The following is an 18700-nucleotide window of genomic DNA, read 5'->3' on the forward strand; positions in this document are numbered from 1 at the left end:
CGAATCACCTTGACCACTACCTGCTCCCCGGTAGGCAGAGTGGCATGGTAGACCTGGGCGACCGAAGCTGCTGCAAAACAATCTCTATCAAACTCACTGAAAAGTTCATCAATGGGCCGTTTGAGCTCTTTTTCAATGGTAGCCTTGAATTCATCGAAAGGTGCTGGCGGCACTCGGTCTTGCAGTCTGCGGAGCTCCTCGATGTATTCAGGAGGTAGAACATCAGCCCGAGTACTCAGTAATTGTCCTAGCTTGATGAAGCTCGGGCCCAGATCTTCCAGCACCAAGCGAAATCGGCGGGGTGAAAGGATGGCAGCCGGAATACCCTTGGCTGCTTCGCCCTTCCTGTCTTTCTTGCTGAGCAACCGTCCGGCAACATCACCCAGACCGTGTTTGACCAATACTTTCACGACCTTTCCCAGTCTTTTCATACCCCGCAGACTGGATGAACGCCTGAAAAATTGCATTGTTACCTACCTTGTAAAACGCTTTCCGTGTCCTTCCACAAGAATCGAGCAGCAAATAGCCTCGAGCTAGAACGTCTACAACAACAGAGCAAATTATGAGCAATAGGTTGATGGCAAAATGAAAGTGCACCCCTTTCACCGCCCGATTGCTGGCGGCTAACCTTAAGGCTGAGCCAGCGGCCAGTACTACAATGGCGCCATGGCGCAATTGCTTGCCGAAATAGATGACAACACAGGACAACGCAGGCTAAAGCCTAGCCTGCGGCTACCAACTCGTTGCCGTGCCTCCAGTTCCCTCTCCCACCTGGTTGACGATACTGGTTATCAGGTGCACTTTCATTTTGCCATCAACCCCTATTGGATAGCAGCAGCTAGTTTCCGGAAAAGAAAACAGCCCTGTCCCTTCCCCTTGTCAGTCGAGACCAGCCCTTTTCATAAGGGAATCGACAAGATGACTCTTCATGAAAGCAAGCACCAGCCAACCACCGCAGCTATCCATGCCTGTGGATTGTTACACAAAAGAGCATGTCTTATCTACTGGAAATTTTCTCAGGATGTTGCTCGAGTGCCCCTTCTCGGCGTGATTGTGAAATATACTCCTCGGGATGCCTCGAGAGTGAGTTTCCGGCAGGACGTTCCATGAAATGGCGCGCCTGGGAGGATTCGAACCCCCGACCGACGGATTAGAAGTCCGTTGCTCTATCCTACTGAGCTACAGGCGCGCTGGCGAATTTGGCAAGTATCTCTATCAGCAGTGATTGCACCTGTCAAGCCTCAGGACTTGGATTCGCAAATACAGTGACGTATTTCGATGACTTGCCTCGAAGCAATTCCTCACTCAGCATCAAGTCCTGAATAGATGAGTTCCTCATTGAACTTTCTGAATCGATGGACTCAGCCGGACATATCGAGCTAGCACGGGCAACAATAGTCTGTTGATTGTTGCAGTGGGTTGGTCGTACTAAAGAGATTCATTGAGCCAATTCTGCCTGCTGAATAAAACAGTTCGTGGTTCTGGCAGGCAGGATGAATTGAGACAAAATTAGGTTTGTGCTCGTCATGAGCGGTTATACATGGGCGGGCCTCGACAGCTAGAGCGCCGAAGGCCTTTTGTCTTCTACGCTCCTAGCGTCTGCCGTTTAACTTGTCCCTCAACACCGAGGCGCATTTAAAGGTAACGACCTTTCTCGGTGCAATCATAATCTGTTCCCCTGTTTGCGGGTTTCTTCCTCTTCTTTCTCTTTTCGCCCGCACAGAAAACTTACCGAATCCACTTATGAGCACTTCTTCCCCGCTCTCCAGTGTTTCTTTCATGATCTCAAATATTGAATCAACCAGTACAGCAGCCTGAAACCTGTTGTGATCAAGCTTCTTCCTAATAGCCTCTGCAATATTCGCCTTGGTAAGTGTCATGACCTTTGTTCCTCCCTTACTCTTTTTTCACAATAATGATGACGAGATACGAACCAGGCAAGAGGAGGAACATGCAAAATACACGCCACCAGGGCCCCATATGGATGCACCCGACCCTACAAATGTTGCAAAAGGTCAATCAGTGAAACCGAGGCTGCTAACTATGCTTTTCAGAAGCTCAGCAAGACTCCTACAACCATATGGCCAAGCAAATCTAACTTGTTTATGCCCTGCTCACTAAAGCTAAAAGAGGGCCCGAGACTCATGTAAGGTTGCAACCGCCCGCTGGGATAGCGCAGCATGACAAAGCCGTCTACAGGAGTGGCGCTACCTTCAACAATCTCTCGAGTGATGCTGGTGACATTTTCTGTCTCTGAGCTGGCAGCGTCCACTGCAACACCAATCCAGGGGGCGCTGTCGAACCAATAACCCTTGCGACCATTGACTGGCAAGGCACAACTGTCAGAACCAGAGGCATCAGCCGAATCAGGGGTAACATTTTCTGAAGACATCTGTCCAAAATTGTCATTATGAATAAGAAGTTGCAGTTGGTTTGCGGTCATCCACCCGGCCTGAACCGTCTGATGAGCAGCAATTTTATGCGAGTCATTGCTCCCTCACTTTCTGCTCCCCGCAATTGCCAGACTGCAATTTTCTGACAACCACGGAAGCATAGAAACGTAAAGGCAAGTGATGTGCCAAGAATAGCTCTCTTCTTTTTGCTTAATGTTTCATGATCTTAAGGAAACAAAGATTGATATACCAGGTCTACAGGTGTCAGATATTGTCACCAGAAAGACGATTTCCGACAGTGGGCGGCAAGGCATTGAGGTAGATAACAGAGCCTCTTCACCTGTTTCATAAATGCTACAGAGAGGACTGGCTGAGTTATCAAAGTCGCTTATGTTGCACGCTAATCCTTACTGGAGAAAAAAACCCCCACCAACCGGGGGGCGCTAGTCGGTGGGGGACAGAGAGAAAGGAGCGGTTAAATTAGGGAACATTGTGTTCACCTTGAAAAAGATCTGTTGCAAACACGGTGCCAGTATCTGCTTTTCATGGTGGAGCAGATCCGGAATGAATCAAGGCTTTGCCATGCTCAACAGATGGTCTGGATCAATATTTTGGGAAAGCCTCTTTCTATGGAAAGCGAGTCGCTACTTTTAGTAGAGGCTGATGGCAAAATGAAAGTGCACTCCTCTCACTACTCGATTGCTGCTGGTTAACCTGAAGCTGAGCCAGGGGCCAGTATTACAATGGTGCCAGGCTGCAATTGCTTGCCGAAATAGATAGCAACACAGGACAACCCAGGCTAAAGCCTGCGGCTACCAACTCGTTGCCGTGTCTGCAATCTCCTGTCACGCCTGCTTGACGATATTGGCTATCAGGTGCACTTTTATTTTGCCATCAGCCGGTAGGCAGTAAGAGGCTAGAAAAGCAACATTGCTCACGAAAAGAAGTATCGAGCCGGTAAGCTCAAATGTCCTAACAGTAATCAGACCCACAGGAAATGAAGACCCACTCCAGAAACATTCTGGTGTTCCTGGCCGCTTGAAACAGCAGTCCAGACTACCTCGGCCACCACCTTCAAATAGCCGTGCGGAGCCCGGATGGTGAGAAGAATAGTATCATTCTGTCTAAGCAGCTGCCGGCAATGGACGAATGCGCCTTCCAGGCTAATATCTCCTGTCTCACCGGAAATTTTCCCATCTGCTGTCAACAATGAAGCAGGCCATCTTATTGGGACCCTGGGATACTTGCGTCGCTCCTTCGACGTCATATTACTTTCCCTGACAAGAATATTTGGCCAACTTCTAATGTTCGTTCACGGTTCCTTGAGAAACCTCTTGCTGCTTGCCGTCATGACTCCGGGTGAGGAGGTCGCGAACCCTCGGCAGCATTTGAATGTCGCCGAGAGGAAAACGTGAAAGCGCAGTTACGAAAACCTCCACCTGCTCTCCTTCAGTCAAGTTCCTTTCCAGGAACAGGAGGTGCTGGTCGTACACTCGGCAGAGTCCGCCTCGGCTACCCAGCAGCTTCTCACGTACGACTTGCACACCCAGCTTTTCTGCTATGGCCTCAAACTCCATGAGAAGTCTGCTTCTACGCATAGCGCCTGATCTCATTGACCTTTTTGCTGTTGCTCGATTTTCTGCCACGATCTGATCTCCTCGAGGTAGAAAATGTAACACCGTCGCAGACCTTGTATGACGTGTTTATCTTTGAACTTCACAAAATAATCTCTTCGTAAAGTTTTGTATTACATTCAAAAGCATCATATAACAAATATGTTTAAAATCAAGATAAATTTTTATAATTTTTTAATAAACTTGACATAGCGACTTTTTTTATGTAATTTTTAAAAAAAAACTTTACAAGGGCCCTGCGATCTATGGCAGAACGAACCCTAAATGTGAGAATTGATACCAGGATGAAACAGGCGCTCGAAGTTGCCGCCAGGAAGTACTTCAGCAGCTCGAGTGCAGTGGTCAGAATGGCGATTCATGAATTTCTCCAGAAGGAAGGCATTGACTGGCAGCACCTGGAGGAAAGCCAGGAAAGCAACTAACACCGATGTCTTCAGCTGGCCGCTGAGTCGAGCAAAGACTGGCGGCTCTGAACAATGGAACCCTTTCCTGCTTTTTTTATTCGCATTTTTCGTTTGTTTTTGATAAGCTGAGTGCGCTGTTTTGCCGGGGAAGCGCAAAGGCGACTGGGCACTCTGGCACTAATCCTGCAGGCAAGTCCACTCAAAAAAAGTTTCACCCAGGATACCAGAAGTTGCTGACAACTCTAGAGAGGTCCGGTTACGATGAGACATGTCTGTTGCCTTGCTCTACTCTTTTTGCTCGCTGTTTTAACTTCCTGTACCCAATCACTCGTCAATATCCCGGTTGAAGAGCCTCCATCCGGCAGTGAGGTGGTTAATTCGCCATCTTCTCCGGGAGTTCAACAGGCGGCCGCCGAGGAGCCAACTGCCGGAGATGCCCAAATGCCGTGGCAGCAGTCCGAAACCGCCCTGATTGCCGCCAACAAGGAAGAAAAAGTTATAGCAACACGCTCGGAGGTAGATGAGGTTGTCCTGGAGCAAGCAGAGCTGCCCGCCACTGCTGATACTACCAATGGCTCTGATATGGGTGCTGTGACAGAAGAGCCAGAAACCGGGCAAAAACGTATTGACGAAGCACTGGAGATCTACCAAGAAGCACTCGATTCATGGAATCAGGGAGAACCTGAAAAGGCAATCGATCTTCTTGATCAGACTTACATGACCATCTCCTCTATAGATTCTGACGAAAACCCAGAGATTATCCAGCAGAAAGAAGATCTTCGGCTGCTGATATCCAAACGCATCCTGGAGATATATGCTGCCAGATCCCAGCTGCAGTTGGGGAACAGCACAGAAATTCCCCTGGCCATGAACGATTATGTAGCCCTAGAGATCAAGAGGTTCCAGACCAAGGAAAGAGACTTTTTTGTCCAGGCGTACCGGAGGTCAGGAAAATACCGCCCTTACATAGTGGCAGAGATGAGAAAGGCCAACCTGCCTGAGGATCTTTCCTGGCTGCCTCTTATAGAGAGCGGCTTCAAGGTCAAGGCCCTTTCCAGAGCAAGGGCCTTGGGATTGTGGCAGTTCATTGCCTCGACTGCCTACCGCTTCGACCTTCGCCGAGACCGTTGGGTGGATGAGCGCATGGACCTGGAGCGCTCCACTCAGGCAGCCATTACTTACCTCAAGGCGCTGCACGACCTCTTTGGAGACTGGACCACCGTACTGGCTGCCTACAATTGTGGTGAGGGCAACGTACTGCGAGTAATCCGCCAGCAGCATCTGAATTATCTGGACAACTTCTGGGATCTCTATTCACTGCTACCTCAGGAAACGGCCCGTTACGTACCGCGGTTTCTAGCGGCTCTCCACATAATTCGCAATCCTGAAAAATACGGCTTTGCCTATCTGCAAATTGATCAGCCTCTCGTTTATGAAAAGGTTCAGATCAACAAGCAGATGCGATTGAGGGACATTGCTTCGGCCCTGAATCTTCCATCACGGGTCCTGGAAGATCTGAACCCCTCTTTGCGGTACAAGGCAACACCCAACTATACTTTTTCTCTGAATGTGCCAGTTGACAAAGGAGTGCTGCTCGTCAGCAAGCTAGAGCAGATTCCACGTTGGCGACCGCCAAAGCGGACCTTCCTGGTACACCGGGTGAGGCGCGGAGAAACACTGTCTGAAATCGCCAGGCGATACCGCGTTTCCATGCGTCGTATAGTCCGCGCCAACCATCTGCGCAGTGCCAGCAGAATACGGGCAGGACAACGTCTGAAGATTCCTCTCAGAGGTCAGGTAGTAATGGCAAGCAGTCAGGTTGTCTACAAGGGCGGCTCGACAATCCACTACAAAGTAAGGCGGGGGGATTCACTCTGGCGAATTGCCAAGCGTTTCAACACGACAGTGGACAATATCAAGCAGCTGAATGGCATCGAGTCCAATTTCCTCCAGTCAGGGCAGGTCTTGCAGGTCAAGACAGGAAATCCCTGAGTATTGCAAACGAAAGCAGCATCAAGTTGTGGCCGTCATCTCCCAGGCTATTCCTTTTGCAGGGATTTCAGCTTCTTCTCAGGCCCCAGCACTATCAATTTATCACCATCTTTTACTTGAAAGCCCGCAGTTGGAATAAGAGTGATTCCCCTGGAGGCCTCTTTGACGGCAAGCACCTGAACACCGAAACGATTGGTAAGATCTAAATCCTTGAGTGTCTTGTTGACGAAGTGGGGGGGTGTTTTCAGCTCGGCAATGCTGTAGCCTTCCACAAAGGGAAGGTAATCAAGCATATTAGGATTATCCAGTCTCCCGGCTACCCCAAGTGCCAGATCTCTTTCTGGAAACAGTATTTCGTCAGCACCGATTTTTCGCAGAATACGGCCCTGCTCCTCACTGGTAGCTTTGGCGAGAATCCTCCGGACTCCAAGTTCTTTCAAATGCAAAGTAGCAAGAATTGCTGCCTGCATCCTCGTACCGATACAGACAACCGCCGCATCCACATCCCGAAGTCCCAGGGATTCCAGAGTCTCTCTATCAGTAGCATCAGCCACAATTGCCTGGGTAACAAAGTCTTTGACCTTTTGTATCTGCCCTTTGCTGATATCCAGGGCAATCACTTCATGGCCCTTGACATAGAGCTGGCGACCCAGGTAAAAGCCAAAATTCCCAATGCCGATTATGGCAAACTGACCCATGACACATCCTTTGTCTCAGTGGTTCAGATCCCAGCTGCGGTGACCGGAGGAACGTCAGACCTCCTGACCAGCAAGGGGCGAGGAGGATGACTGCCACCAGTACTTATCCAACTGGCAATCCTGCCGGATGCCATGCCTTGGTGGCTGCATGCCATAGTATCTCTGAATTGGACCACCAGGATACACCTAAGCCTTTTGTCCTATATGACCGTGAACCCACAACCTTCCTGTGGAAAGATGTGGCTCCTCCTTTGCCGGCTGCCTCTCCACGACTTCTTTATCATCCTATCATGACATTTTCTTCGGCATATTCATATTTGGATCGGTCCTCCTTGGCACTCAAGGCTACTGCAAGCGACAAGGGACCTAGACGGCCTGTAAACATAACCATGACTATGATCAGTTTGCCAAGCACTCCCAGCTGAGTAGTAATCCCCATACTGAGACCTACGGTGCCAAAAGCGGACACTACTTCAAAAAGCATTTCCAGGAAGAGGCCCCGTGTTTCCAGATGAGCAGTGGGCCCGAGTTCGCTCGTCAACAGGGCCATGGTCGCCACATAAATTACTACCACAGAAAGCGTAAAAACTGAAATTGCTCGCCCCACAGTTTCCGGTGATATAGTGCGGCGGAACACACTGGTAGTTTGTCTACCGAGAAAACGTGAGCGACTGAGGGCAAAAAGAACTCCCAGGGTGTTTACCTTGATGCCCCCGCCCGTGGACCCGGAGGCTGCCCCCACAAACATCAGAAAAAGAGTAAATACCAGACTCACATTGGCCATCTTGCTGAAATCAAGGGTGTTGAAGCCTGCGGTCCTGGCAGTAACTGATTGGAAAAAGGAAGCCAAGAGTTTAGCGCCCGTGGAGAGGTTGTCCATTGAATCGCGCCAATCGAATACCAGAAAAACAAGAGTGCCAGCCACCAGGAGCAGCGCACTTGTCGACAAGACCAGCTTTGAGTGGAGAGAAAGGCGCCGCCGCGGTTGCCAGGCATTCGAGGAAAAGACAAAACTCTTCAGCTCAAGGAGTACGAGAAAACCAAGCCCGCCCATGATAATAAGGCCGCAAAGAGTAAGACTTACGAGAAAATCACTCTGGAAATCTATAAAACTATTGGAGTACAGACAGAAGCCCGCGTTGCAGAACGCACTCACTGCGTGAAAAACTGAATAATAAAGAGCCTTGCCAGCTGGATACATCTCAGAGAAGCGAATGAAGAGCAAGGCTGCACCTGCGCCTTCCAGGAGCAGGGTAAACAGCACCACATGCTGCACCAGTGAAGGAAGCCTTATGTCGCGACGATGAGTGAAAGTGTCCTGTATTACACTACGGCTGAGAAAGGAAAACCTTCCTCCCATTAGCAGGATGAGCACCGTTGAAAAGGTCATGATTCCCAGACCGCCGCACTGGATCAAAACGAGAACCACTGACTGGCCAAAAAGACTCAATTTGCTGCCTGTGTCAACCACTACCAGGCCGGTGACACAGGTCGCAGATGCAGCTGTAAACAGTGCATCCACAGGCTTGAGCGGCGGGCCGTTTGCTGCAAAAGGAGTAAGCAGCAGCAGAGTGCCAACCAGTATGAGGGTGGCAAAACTGATGATGGGGAGATTCAGGGGGGTAATGAATCGCCTCGATTTTGATGCCCAGAACTTCACCTTTGGCCAGAAACCTCCGCAAGAAGTCCTCTCTGGGTAAACCCCGCTTTCCGGAAAGGGCAAAAGGCGAGGCCTGAAAATCGCTTGCGAATGAAGCTTCTAGGTAATATAGAAAAGGAAGAATAGTCAAGCACTTTGAATGGCACTTTCAGAGCAGGGCTCATTTGCTCCGGGTGTGAGACTTACCCGGCGGTGAACAGAAAATGCGTTTCCCCTCGCCACTTGTCAAGGGCACCCTGCTAAGACGCTATCAGCGGTTTCTAGCAGATGTCCTTCTGGAGAACGGCCAGTCTGTTACGGCCCATTGTCCAAATTCTGGCAGCATGATGGGATGCAACTTGCCGGGCAGTGAAGTACGTCTGTCACCAGCCAGCAATCCCAAAAGAAAAACCCAGTATACCTGGGAATTGATCCGCCTGCCTGCCACCTGGGTGGGAATCAACACTCACCTCACCAACCACCTGGTAGCGGAAGCGCTTGAGCAGCACATCATAGCCGAGCTGTCCCCACAAGATGAGGTTCACAGAGAGGTCAGGCTGGGTGCTCACAGCCGCATTGACTTTCTCCTGCGGCGCGGTCAGCTTTCACTCTATCTCGAAGCCAAGAATATTACTCTGGTGGAGGATGGCATAGCTTACTTCCCCGATGCCGTCACAGACAGAGGGCGCAAGCATCTGAGATCACTGGTAGAAGCTATTGAAGATGGCCACCAGGCTGCCATCTGTTATGTGATTCAGAGAGAAGATGCCGCTGTTTTTGCGCCTGCCGCCCATATTGACCCCATGTACGCCAAAGAACTGCGGCGAGCTCATGCATGCGGTATGCAGATCCTGGCCTACCAGGCCCGGGTGACACCAGAAGAGATCAAGCTCACTGTGCCCGTGCCAGTAGACCTCGGCATTTCGGTCAGCAGCAGGTAGCCAGCCCGATGCATATCTCCCGAGAGGCCGCGACAACGCCCGTTTTCTCAAACGGCAACACGTCCGCTCAACCATCTTTTTAGCTGTAACAACTGGTTGTCGGCGCAAGCTTTGTTGCCTTTACCAGATAAGCAAACCCCTCCGCCCCGCAAATCGCACCCCCGGAGCTTATCACGTCCCTACGAGATCTGGTGAGTAGATGGTACTATAGGAAATCGGATACGTCTCGGGATTGCCCGGCAGTGGGATGATGAGCTGATTGCTTACTGTGAGCCACTGGTAGTCAGGTCGGAGGATTCTCAATTTGCCGTCGTCAGGAGGCTTGGAATAAATGGTATTACGATATACCACCTGAAAAACGGCCACCCCATATTCATCATTTATATCAACAAGATAACGTTCTACAAAAGTATCCAGCTCGAGATTATTCTCATTTGCCAGCCGCAAGATATCAGCAAGCGGAATCTTGATCAGCACGAATCTGCTCACACCTCGTTCACTTATTCTGGTGAGAGCCCGGGATTCGGCACTGGCAACGTAGACGGTAGAGATAAAGTCCATTTTTTTTAAAAACTGGGCCGCCACCACAGCGGCGGTACGTCGGCCTCCCACAGCGTAGTGAAATCCGTAGTTCTCAAAGAGCTTGTTGTGTAGACTTTCGGCATATTTCTCCCCCCGCTCATAGAGGTCCTTGGAAATATATCGAAACTGCTGGGCCATTTCCTCGGTGGCATTATCGATGGGCCAGTCGATCCTCACGTGGAAATGAGTGAGCGCATAGCGGTTCCTTCTCTTGATTGTTGGATCCTTCTGGATCAGCAGGGCGTAGTCCACCGGCAGCAGGTCCAGGACGAAATTCTTGAACCCGGGGTTGTCGAAGTAGCGTAAATTCTTGGTGTATTTCTTGTGGAGTTGCACGCATGTGAGTTCCGAAAGAGCCTCTTTGGTAACCTTGTTACTGTCAAAGAAGCGTATGTATTTCTTATAGCTGCTGGCAATGGTTCCTTCACAGAAAATGACAAGAAAGTGATTGTGATACACGTACTCTTTCTCGACTACCCGGGCTCTGGGCTTCAGTTCTCGTTTGGGAACAAAGGGATACGGTACCCCTGCTTCGCAGAAATTATGGTACGAATCAATTAGAGCGTGGGTGACCAGGTAGAGATCCATCTGATCCCGAAGTACCTCGTACACCGAGCGTCGCAGCCGATCGAGCAGGCTCAACTGGTATCGGTACGGCCAGGTTGGCATCTTCAAATTCCTTCCGATATCACCCGGGGGAAGCAAATCCCCCTCACCTCGGGCAACTCCCGGAACAAGAAAATCAACTTCTGTTATCTGGGAAGCCGAATCACGATCATAGCTCTGCTCCTCTTCCTGCAATAAAGAGGCATATCAACCACTCTCCATCAGCAGCGGCCATGATCAATGAACGCGCTCGCCAGCCTTGGGGAAAATGTTATTCGGCACACAAAGAGAACGTAACACTATGATAATGTGATTGAAACACGAATCATTGTCAACGTGTTTTTCACCAGCTTGCTGAGATGGCATTTCATTGTACCAGTTGAGCGCAGCAAAAAAGATGCCACAGTATACGACTATGTTCTTTGCGAAGCAGACACTCCTGCCCCGCACCTACGGTCGGGGAGCTCGGCTGCGGCAACGGTCACGAGGCCCGTTTCGGCTGGCGGCCACGGCTTTCGGCCAATCTTGACCTAGAACAAAGGTCAAAAAGAAAAGCTATCCTGGTGGGCCGGCAGGAATGCCTGTGGAGCAAAGAACATTCGGAGCCACCGACAACTCATTTTGAGGAGCTCGGCGACAACTCATTTTGAGGAGCTCGGCTACGGCTACGGTTACGAGGCCCGTTTCGGCTGGCGGAGACGTTGTTCGGCTCTTTCTCCGTTGCTGGGACCCGTTCACTTTCGCGGCAAGATGCCGCTGCCACGATTATCGGCTGGCGGCCACGGCTTTCAGCCAATCTTGACCTAGAACAAAGGTCAAGGAGAAAAGCTCTCCTAGTGGGCCGGCAGGAATGCTTGCGCAGCAAAGAACATTCGGAGCCACCGACAACTCATTACTCGCCAAGTGAACAGCCGAGGTTGATATGAAACTATCCCATACCCAGAGGTCAACTGAGGCTGCCTGAGATACGCGACTATGTTCTTTGCGGAGCAGGCCTTCCTGCCAAGCACCTCCGCCCGAGGAGCTCGGCTACGGCCAGGGTTACGATGCCCGTTTCGGCCGGCGGCCTTGGCTTTCGGCAAATCCAATTAGCCCGCAAGACTCTTGAAGAAAACCTCCTAGTGTGACGGCAGGAATGCTTGCGGAGCAAAGAACATTCGGAGCCACCGGCAACTTATTAACCGCTACCTGGTTAGCCGAGGTTAATATGGAACCGTGGTCCTGATCACTGTAGTCACGCTGGCAATTTCTTTCGATTCATAATGGGAGGGACTAGAGTTCAGCCTCAACCAGACTCTCGGGGAGGTAAAACACATATTCAGTTGCCAGCAAGTCAAACTGTACACTCGCTTCCAGCTCCACTATGTCATACAGCCCCTTCAAGGTCCTGGCTTCACAGATCTTGGCAAAAAAGGCAGTTCGCTCATAATACTTGGCATGCAGGGGGAGCAGAAACTGTCTCGACCCACCCAGCCAACTCACTCGCAGTTGTTGCCTCAGCTCGCTTATGGTCTTGTAAATGCTGTGCAGTAGATCTGTACGCAGAACCGGGCAGGTGCCATTCACCACACACTCCATGAGTCCAGCCAGACGATAAAGATCTCTAGCCTTGTCCTCCTCCTGCCGCCAGCGAAACAGAGCTCTTGCCGTGTAGTTGCAGCCCCCCACAAGGCTAAAGTGCTCGGGGACAAACCGCAAGTGTCGATGCCCTTTCCTCAGCGCCTCGCGCCGGTGCGCCTGATATTTGCTGGCTTCGCTGCGCAGGCATTGAATAATCTCACCTCGCAGCCAATCACCACGGCGGAATTCCAGAGGCGCCTGGCTGATGAGGTTGTCATCTGCCTGATGGCCTCTATCAAAAGGAATGATTCTAGCCATTGTTGCCACACAGGGCGGCACTGTACAAAACTACCAGTTGCGGCCCTGGAATCTCCTGTCGAGTCAAAATCTCCATCCAGCGTGACCTAATTGCTTTCACCATTTTTCTTCTCGGGCAAACCGGGGTGCGTCATTGCTTCTGCATCCAGGATTGCCTCCAGTCTCTGCCGATTCAATACGCCCAGCTCAAGGGCAGCTTCTCGCACTGTCTTGCCGCTGCGATACGCATAATGCGCCACCTCCGCTGCCTTATCATAGCCGATTGTTGGCGCCAGGGCAGTACACAGGGCCAAACTTTTTTCCACCAGTTCACGACATCTCTGTTCGTTTGCCCTGATACCCTGCAGACATTTGTCTGTGAAGTTTTTTACCCCAGCGCCAAGTAACTCCAGTGCACTGAGAAGATTGTGCGCCATGAGCGGCAGCATCACATTCAATTCAAAATTGCCTGCCTGCCCGGCCAGGGCCACCCCACTATCATACGCCATTACCTGCACGCAGACTTGCAGCAAGGACTCGATGATAACCGGATTTACCTTGCCAGGCATAATGGATGAGCCGGGCTGCACCGCAGGCAACCCTATCTCTCCTAGGCCGCACCGCGGTCCGGAGGCAAGCCAGCGCAGGTCGTTGCCAATCTTGATAAACGTCACTGCCAGGCCTCGCAAGGCAGCGCTTAATGCCACCAGGGCATCCTGGGCCCCTTGAATGGCAAAATGATTCTCCGCTTCCACCAGGGGCAGTCCGCTTTCTGCAGCCAGCAGTTGAATGACTCGAGAAGCAAAGCCAACAGGTGCGTTCATCCCTGTTCCAGTAGCTGTTCCCCCGAGGGCAAGCTCCATCAACCCGTCGAAGGCCCCCTGCAGCCTTTCTCTGCCAAGACTCAGCTGCCGCGCGTAGCCGCCGAATTCCTGGCCCAATCGTACCGGTGTTGCATCCTGCAGATGCGTGCGGCCAATCTTGACCACATGATCAAACTGGCTGCTCTTGGTGCGCAGTTCTGCTTCGCACTCCTCGAGTACCGGCGCCAGCTTTTCCCTGACAGTCTCAGCTGCTGCCAGGTGTATGGCTGTAGGAATTACATCATTGCTCGACTGTGATAGATTGACATGATCATTGGGATGTACAGGCGATTTACTGCCCCTTTTCCCACCGAGCAGCTCATTCGCCCGATTAGAGATAACCTCGTTGGCATTCATGTTGGTGGAGGTCCCGGAGCCGGTCTGGAAGATATCCACCACGAACTGGTCGTCATGTATTCCCTCCTGCACTTCCTGGGCGCTCTGCACAATAGCCGCCGCCACTTCGGGCTGGAGAAGCCCCAGTTCCTGGTTCGTCTGCGCTGCTGCCTTTTTTATCAGTCCGAGAGCTCGGATGAACTGCCTTGGGAATCGCAGGCCGCTTATGGGGAAATTCTCCAAAGCCCTCTGGGTCTGGGCACCATAGTATGCTGCCTCTGGAACCTTTACCTCTCCCATTGAATCCTTCTCAATCCTGAAAGCTTCACTACTCATGTTACACTTCTTTCTCTAGATCCTTGCTGGCGCCACAGAAGCAACCTGTTGTCCTCGCTCCAGAGCAGCAGTAAACTGACTCGTTCACGGGATTTCACCAGGCTGCCTCTCACCGAGCATTTTATAGGCTAGGAAGGAGTCCAGATGCTCAACAATATCCTGGACCAACTACTGCTCTCCCCTGCTTCAGTCAGCGGGCAATCATAGCACGCATCCGGTCAGAAGCATTCTGGGCGTCATCAGCGATGCTGCCAATGATCTCCAGGAGCCGCACCACGTGAAAAATGGTTACCGGATCATCCAGCACGGCAAAGGCGCGTTTTTTCAGCTCGTGCTCCAGCACATCTGCTTCGTTTTCTGACTGGCGGATATCTCTGATGATGCTTTTCAGCTTGTTGCGCTGCTCTTCCGTCTTGTTTCTGAAGTAAGAGATTGATTGCTCTACCATTTCCGGCAGCTTCTCTATGGCTGGTATCACTGCATCAATGAGCTCTAGAAAGTCGCCGATCAATTCCTCAGGTATGCCTGCCATTGGTCTGAATGAAAGCCAGTAGAGTGCTTCTTCCACATCGTCGAGCACGTGATCCTGCTCGCGCAGATAATCAAAGAGCATGAACTTGTCCACGGGCATCAGAAGCCCCTTGGGTATGTGGTTGCGCAGGTTGCGCTTGATAAAATCAGCCTGGCTTTCCAGACGAGCCACTTCTTCAGTGAGCTGATCGAATTCTTCACAGTCCTGCGACACATAGCATTCAGCAGCCCGCTTGAACATCCAGGCGCACTCTCTCACCTTGTCAGCATGCTCTTTCAATTTCTCGAAGGGAGAAACATAAAATAGGGAAAAGAATGAAAAACGCATAGACATTCCTCCTTGCCTTGCAGGCAGGAACTAAAGGAACATTACCGCCAAAATCTTGAAAAAAACCATGGCAAGCACCATTGTAAAGGGTAAGGTAATCACCCAGGAGGAAGCAATATTTCGCAGGAGCCTCATATCGAGAAAACCCATACCACGCATGAATCCGACTCCGACGACTGCTCCCACGAGCACATGGGTGGTTGATATGGGCAGGCCAAGCCGTGAGCAAACCAGGATGGTGGTAGCTGCACCAAACTCGGCACAAAAGCCTCGCACAGGAGTCACCTCGGTAATCTTGCCTCCAATGGTCTCTATTACCCGACTACCGAAGGCGAACAGTCCTCCTCCCACAGTGAGCCCGCCCACGGCCAGCATCCAGACAGGCACTTCCACATGCATTGCCACACTCTTCGTTCTGATCACAGAAAAGATGGCTGCCAACGGCCCTATGGCGTTAGCCACGTCATTGGCTCCATGGGCAAAGGCCACGTAACAGGCAGTAAGCACCTGCAGATAGGCAAAAAGCCTCTGGAGCACCACGTCTCCGGATCTCCTCTTCTTGCCTTTCCGTTCACCAAGTAGCCACCTGAGCCATTTCTTGGCTGCCATGCCGATGATGGCAGCCGCAGGCACGGCAACAACCAGAGCCTGTCCAAATCCGAGATCGAGATGCAGATTTTTCAAACCTTTGAAAATGAACGACAGGATGACCACCAGCACCACAGCACCCACCAGCAAAGGCGACCAGCGGAGCGCCATCACTTCAGGTCTGGCGGTTCTGAGAATCCGATTGCGGATGAAGTAGTATACTGCGCCCGCAATCAAGGCACCAGCCACAGGTGAGACAACCCAGCTGGCAGCAATGGTGATCACCTTTCCCCAGGATATGGCCCAGAAGCCCACACTGATGAGACCAAAACCAACCACTGCACCTACAATAGAGTGCGTAGTCGACACCGGCAGGCCCAATATGGTCGCAAGATGAACCCATATTCCTGCTGCAAGCAGAGCAGCAAACATTCCGAGCATGAGCTCAGCAGGACTGCCAACAAACAAATCTGGGCTGATCATACCTTTGCTGATAGTGCTCGTCACATGCCCCCCGGCGAGTACCGCTCCCAGAAAATTCGCCACAATGGAAATCAACACTGCTTTTCTGAGGGTCAGAGCTCCTGAGCCCACAGAAGTACCCATGGCGTTGGCCAGGTCATTGGCGCCAATATTGGCGGCCATATACAGGCCTATGCACGTGGCTGCCACAAGAACTATGGTTTCAGCACCCATAAGCAGTATACATCAGGGGGGCGGATACAGAGATCAGCCGCTCTTTCAGAAAGAATAGAAGAAATCGTTCTTGTTCAACAGTTCACAGCCTTGCCGCGTTACCCTCACCATGTTTTCCAGACGCACTCCTGCACAACCAGGCAGGTAAATACCCGGTTCCACCGTGACAACCATGTTCTCCTCGAGAACCATCGCGCTGAGCTTGCCAAAACCTGGTTTCTCATGCACGGCCAAGCCCACACCATGACCCAGTCCGTGCCCAAAGTAGTCGCCGTAGCCAGCAGAGTCGATATAGTCTCGAGCTACCTTGTCCACCTCCAATGATGAGATGCCAGCACGAATGGCATCCATGGCTGCAAGTTGCGCCTGGCGGACTGTTGCGTAAATCTGCCGCGTCTGGCTGTCAGCCTCCCCCAGAATTATTGTCCTGGTCATGTCGGAACAATAGTGAGCTACTCTCGCTCCCATATCAACGATTATGGTTTCACCTCGTTGAAGCCGACGATCAGTCGGTATGGCATGCGGCATCGCAGCATTTTGTCCAGATGCCACGATGGGGGGAAAGGCAACCGCTTCAGCACCGCCTTCTCTCACGAGCTCTTCGATTCGCCAGGCAACTTCTCTTTCTGTTTTCCCAATTTCGATCTCAGTGAGAACAGCGTCGAACACCCTTTCTGTCAAATCCAGCGATTCACGAATTGCCTGCAGTTCTGCCGGCTCTTTGACTACACGAATCCCCTCCACCAGATCCTTGCTGGCAATAAGCTTCCCCCGTGGGTTCCACTTGTGGAGAGTCTCTTCCACCTGCATGAACTTGTCGTGGGTGAGATGACGGCTTTCGAAACCAAGATTTTTTGTGTCCAGGCTGGCAAGTATATCCGCAAGCACATGAAGCAGGGTTTCTTTGTACACCACCAGCCGAAACCCCGGCGCCTCTTTTGCCGCCTGTTCCTGATAACGGAAGTCCGTAGCAAGCACCTGGTCCTGATCATTGATGAGCAAGAAGCCGGAGGACTCGGCTGGATGCATGTCTTCAGCCCAGAAACCGCTCATATAAGCCCGATTGTAGGGTTCTGAGATCAAGATGGTATCGAATGGTTGTTCAGACAATATCTTTCTCAGTGCTTCCAACCGTCGTTGAAACGGAGCAACGCTCATCATATGGCTTTCCTCTTGTGTCTGCATTAGAAGTCTCGCTTAGAGATTGCACTATACTGAATAATGAACGGAGGCACAATAATTTCATGCGCTCTAACAAGCAAGTAAGTTGTTCCTCCTTTGCTGCGATCAGCACGAACCCTTTTGCTCCTTTACCACAGCAGCCGTTCCTGGCCAGCACCTGTACTCGAGGAGCTCGGCTGCGGCTACGGTTACGATGCCCGTTTCGGCTGGCGGAGACGGCTTTCGGCCAATACATTTACCTGGGAAAACTCACGGGAAAGACCTCGTGATGTGTCGGCAGGAATGCTCGCGGAGCAAAGAACATTTGGAGCCACCGACAACTCATTTCGAGGAGCTCGGCTGCGGCTACGGTTACGATGCCCGTTTCGGCTGGCGGAGACGTTGTTCGGCTCTTTCTCCGTTGCTGGGACTCGTTCACTTTCGCGGCAAGATGCCGCTCCCACAATTTCGGCTCTCGACCACGGCTTTCGGCCAATCTTGATCTAGAACAAAGGTCAAAGAGAAAAGCCCCCAGACAGACGGCAGGAATGACTGCGCAGCAAAGAACATTCGGAGCCACCAACAACTCGTTACCCGCTGCCTGGTCAGCCGAGGTTAATATGAAAGGTTGATGGCAAAATGAAAGTACACCCTTCTCACTACTCTATTGCTGCTGGCTAACCTGAAGGCTGAGCCTGCGGCTACCAACTCGTTGCCCTGCCTCCAATCCCCTGTCACGCCTCGTTACCGATATTGGTTATCATGTGCACTTTCATTTTGCCATCAACCGATAATCGATAACGGTTATCCTCGTTAGCGAGGAAGCTCGGCCAGGCCTCAGTACAGGCAGGCTATTCTGAAATCTCCCAAAAGTTGACAACCAAGGTAGGATATTCTATATCCTAACCGAAAGTACTGGATATTCACCCCGGGACAGAAAGGAATTTTCCATGTATTCCAAGATGTTAGTTCTCCGCTTTCCCAGAGATATCGTCAACCAACCCATTGTCTGCAACCTGGTCAGAAACTACGATCTCACTTTCAACATTCTCAAGGCCACTGTGTATCCTCATCGCGAGGGGTTAGTGGTCATGGAGCTGCAAGGCCAATCACGA

The 18700-nt window shown here is 51.4% G+C and carries 18 protein-coding genes and 1 tRNA gene; 5 read left to right on the top strand and 14 right to left on the bottom strand.

Translation table 11 applies throughout. The features are described from left to right. The 6 genes from JRI89_15130 to JRI89_15155 all read right to left on the bottom strand — a co-directional run. On the bottom strand, nt 1-410 hold a 410-nt coding region (locus JRI89_15130), incomplete at its 3' end, for an AarF/ABC1/UbiB kinase family protein (GenBank protein ID MBW2072572.1). Between the two features lie 702 nt (nt 411-1112). Next, a tRNA-Arg gene (locus JRI89_15135) sits at nt 1113-1189 on the bottom strand. Between the two features lie 403 nt (nt 1190-1592). Continuing rightward, entirely contained in the window at nt 1593-1880 is a 288-nt protein-coding gene (locus JRI89_15140; protein ID MBW2072573.1) for an integration host factor subunit alpha, read from the bottom strand. Nucleotides 1881-2050: 170 nt separating this feature from the next. Beyond that, complete coding sequence (locus JRI89_15145; protein ID MBW2072574.1) at nt 2051-2443, bottom strand: hypothetical protein; 393 nt, start codon at nt 2441-2443, stop codon at nt 2051-2053. Between the two features lie 932 nt (nt 2444-3375). Further along, a complete protein-coding gene (locus JRI89_15150) occupies nt 3376-3660 on the bottom strand; it encodes a PilZ domain-containing protein (protein MBW2072575.1) in 285 nt (94 codons plus the stop codon). A 34-nt stretch (nt 3661-3694) separates the two neighbouring features. Then, nucleotides 3695-3991 carry a hypothetical protein gene (locus JRI89_15155; protein ID MBW2072576.1) on the bottom strand — a complete coding sequence of 99 codons (297 nt, stop codon included), beginning with the start codon at nt 3989-3991 and terminating at the stop codon, nt 3695-3697. Between the two features lie 281 nt (nt 3992-4272). Between JRI89_15155 and JRI89_15160 the strand changes: the two genes are divergently transcribed. Both JRI89_15160 and JRI89_15165 read left to right on the top strand, forming a co-directional pair. After that, nucleotides 4273-4449 carry a hypothetical protein gene (locus JRI89_15160; protein ID MBW2072577.1) on the top strand — a complete coding sequence of 59 codons (177 nt, stop codon included), beginning with the start codon at nt 4273-4275 and terminating at the stop codon, nt 4447-4449. Nucleotides 4450-4872: 423 nt separating this feature from the next. Beyond that, complete coding sequence (locus tag JRI89_15165) at nt 4873-6423, top strand: LysM peptidoglycan-binding domain-containing protein (GenBank protein MBW2072578.1); 1551 nt, start codon at nt 4873-4875, stop codon at nt 6421-6423. 47 nt (nt 6424-6470) lie between these two features. Here JRI89_15165 and JRI89_15170 read toward each other — a convergent pair whose 3' ends face one another. Together JRI89_15170 and JRI89_15175 are read right to left on the bottom strand one after the other, a co-directional pair. Further along, nucleotides 6471-7121, bottom strand: coding sequence for a TrkA family potassium uptake protein (locus JRI89_15170; GenBank protein ID MBW2072579.1), 651 nt, complete (start codon nt 7119-7121; stop codon nt 6471-6473). 280 nt (nt 7122-7401) lie between these two features. After that, nucleotides 7402-8781: a hypothetical protein gene (locus JRI89_15175; protein ID MBW2072580.1), complete on the bottom strand. Its 1380-nt coding sequence runs from the start codon at nt 8779-8781 to the stop codon at nt 7402-7404. A gap of 203 nt (nt 8782-8984) precedes the next feature. On the opposite strand from JRI89_15175, the gene sfsA reads away from it, so the two are divergent. Further along, nucleotides 8985-9701, top strand: a complete 717-nt coding sequence (gene sfsA, locus JRI89_15180) for a DNA/RNA nuclease SfsA (GenBank protein MBW2072581.1) — start codon at nt 8985-8987, stop codon at nt 9699-9701. A gap of 171 nt (nt 9702-9872) precedes the next feature. Here sfsA and JRI89_15185 read toward each other — a convergent pair whose 3' ends face one another. From JRI89_15185 to JRI89_15210, 6 genes are all read right to left on the bottom strand, one after another. Continuing rightward, nucleotides 9873-10952 (bottom strand): hypothetical protein, encoded by a 1080-nt coding sequence (locus JRI89_15185; GenBank protein MBW2072582.1) that lies wholly within the window; start codon nt 10950-10952, stop codon nt 9873-9875. Nucleotides 10953-12161: 1209 nt separating this feature from the next. Then, nucleotides 12162-12767 carry a hypothetical protein gene (locus JRI89_15190; protein MBW2072583.1) on the bottom strand — a complete coding sequence of 202 codons (606 nt, stop codon included), beginning with the start codon at nt 12765-12767 and terminating at the stop codon, nt 12162-12164. An 86-nt stretch (nt 12768-12853) separates the two neighbouring features. Beyond that, nucleotides 12854-14281: a class II fumarate hydratase gene (locus JRI89_15195; GenBank protein ID MBW2072584.1), complete on the bottom strand. Its 1428-nt coding sequence runs from the start codon at nt 14279-14281 to the stop codon at nt 12854-12856. Between the two features lie 190 nt (nt 14282-14471). Beyond that, a complete protein-coding gene (locus tag JRI89_15200) occupies nt 14472-15140 on the bottom strand; it encodes a TIGR00153 family protein (GenBank protein ID MBW2072585.1) in 669 nt (222 codons plus the stop codon). Between the two features lie 30 nt (nt 15141-15170). Continuing rightward, a complete protein-coding gene (locus JRI89_15205; GenBank protein ID MBW2072586.1) occupies nt 15171-16424 on the bottom strand; it encodes an inorganic phosphate transporter in 1254 nt (417 codons plus the stop codon). Between the two features lie 45 nt (nt 16425-16469). Further along, nucleotides 16470-17585, bottom strand: coding sequence for an aminopeptidase P family protein (locus tag JRI89_15210; protein MBW2072587.1), 1116 nt, complete (start codon nt 17583-17585; stop codon nt 16470-16472). Between the two features lie 325 nt (nt 17586-17910). On the opposite strand from JRI89_15210, the gene JRI89_15215 reads away from it, so the two are divergent. Further along, the gene (locus JRI89_15215; protein ID MBW2072588.1) at nt 17911-18087 is read left to right on the top strand and encodes a hypothetical protein; all 177 of its coding nucleotides are present in this window, start codon (nt 17911-17913) and stop codon (nt 18085-18087) included. A 448-nt stretch (nt 18088-18535) separates the two neighbouring features. Next, nucleotides 18536-18700 (top strand): NIL domain-containing protein (locus tag JRI89_15220; protein ID MBW2072589.1); only part of this gene is annotated, 165 nt, incomplete at its 3' end.

It is taken from the genome of Deltaproteobacteria bacterium, assembly GCA_019309045.1.
Lineage (GTDB): Bacteria > Desulfobacterota > Syntrophobacteria > BM002 > BM002 > JAFDGZ01.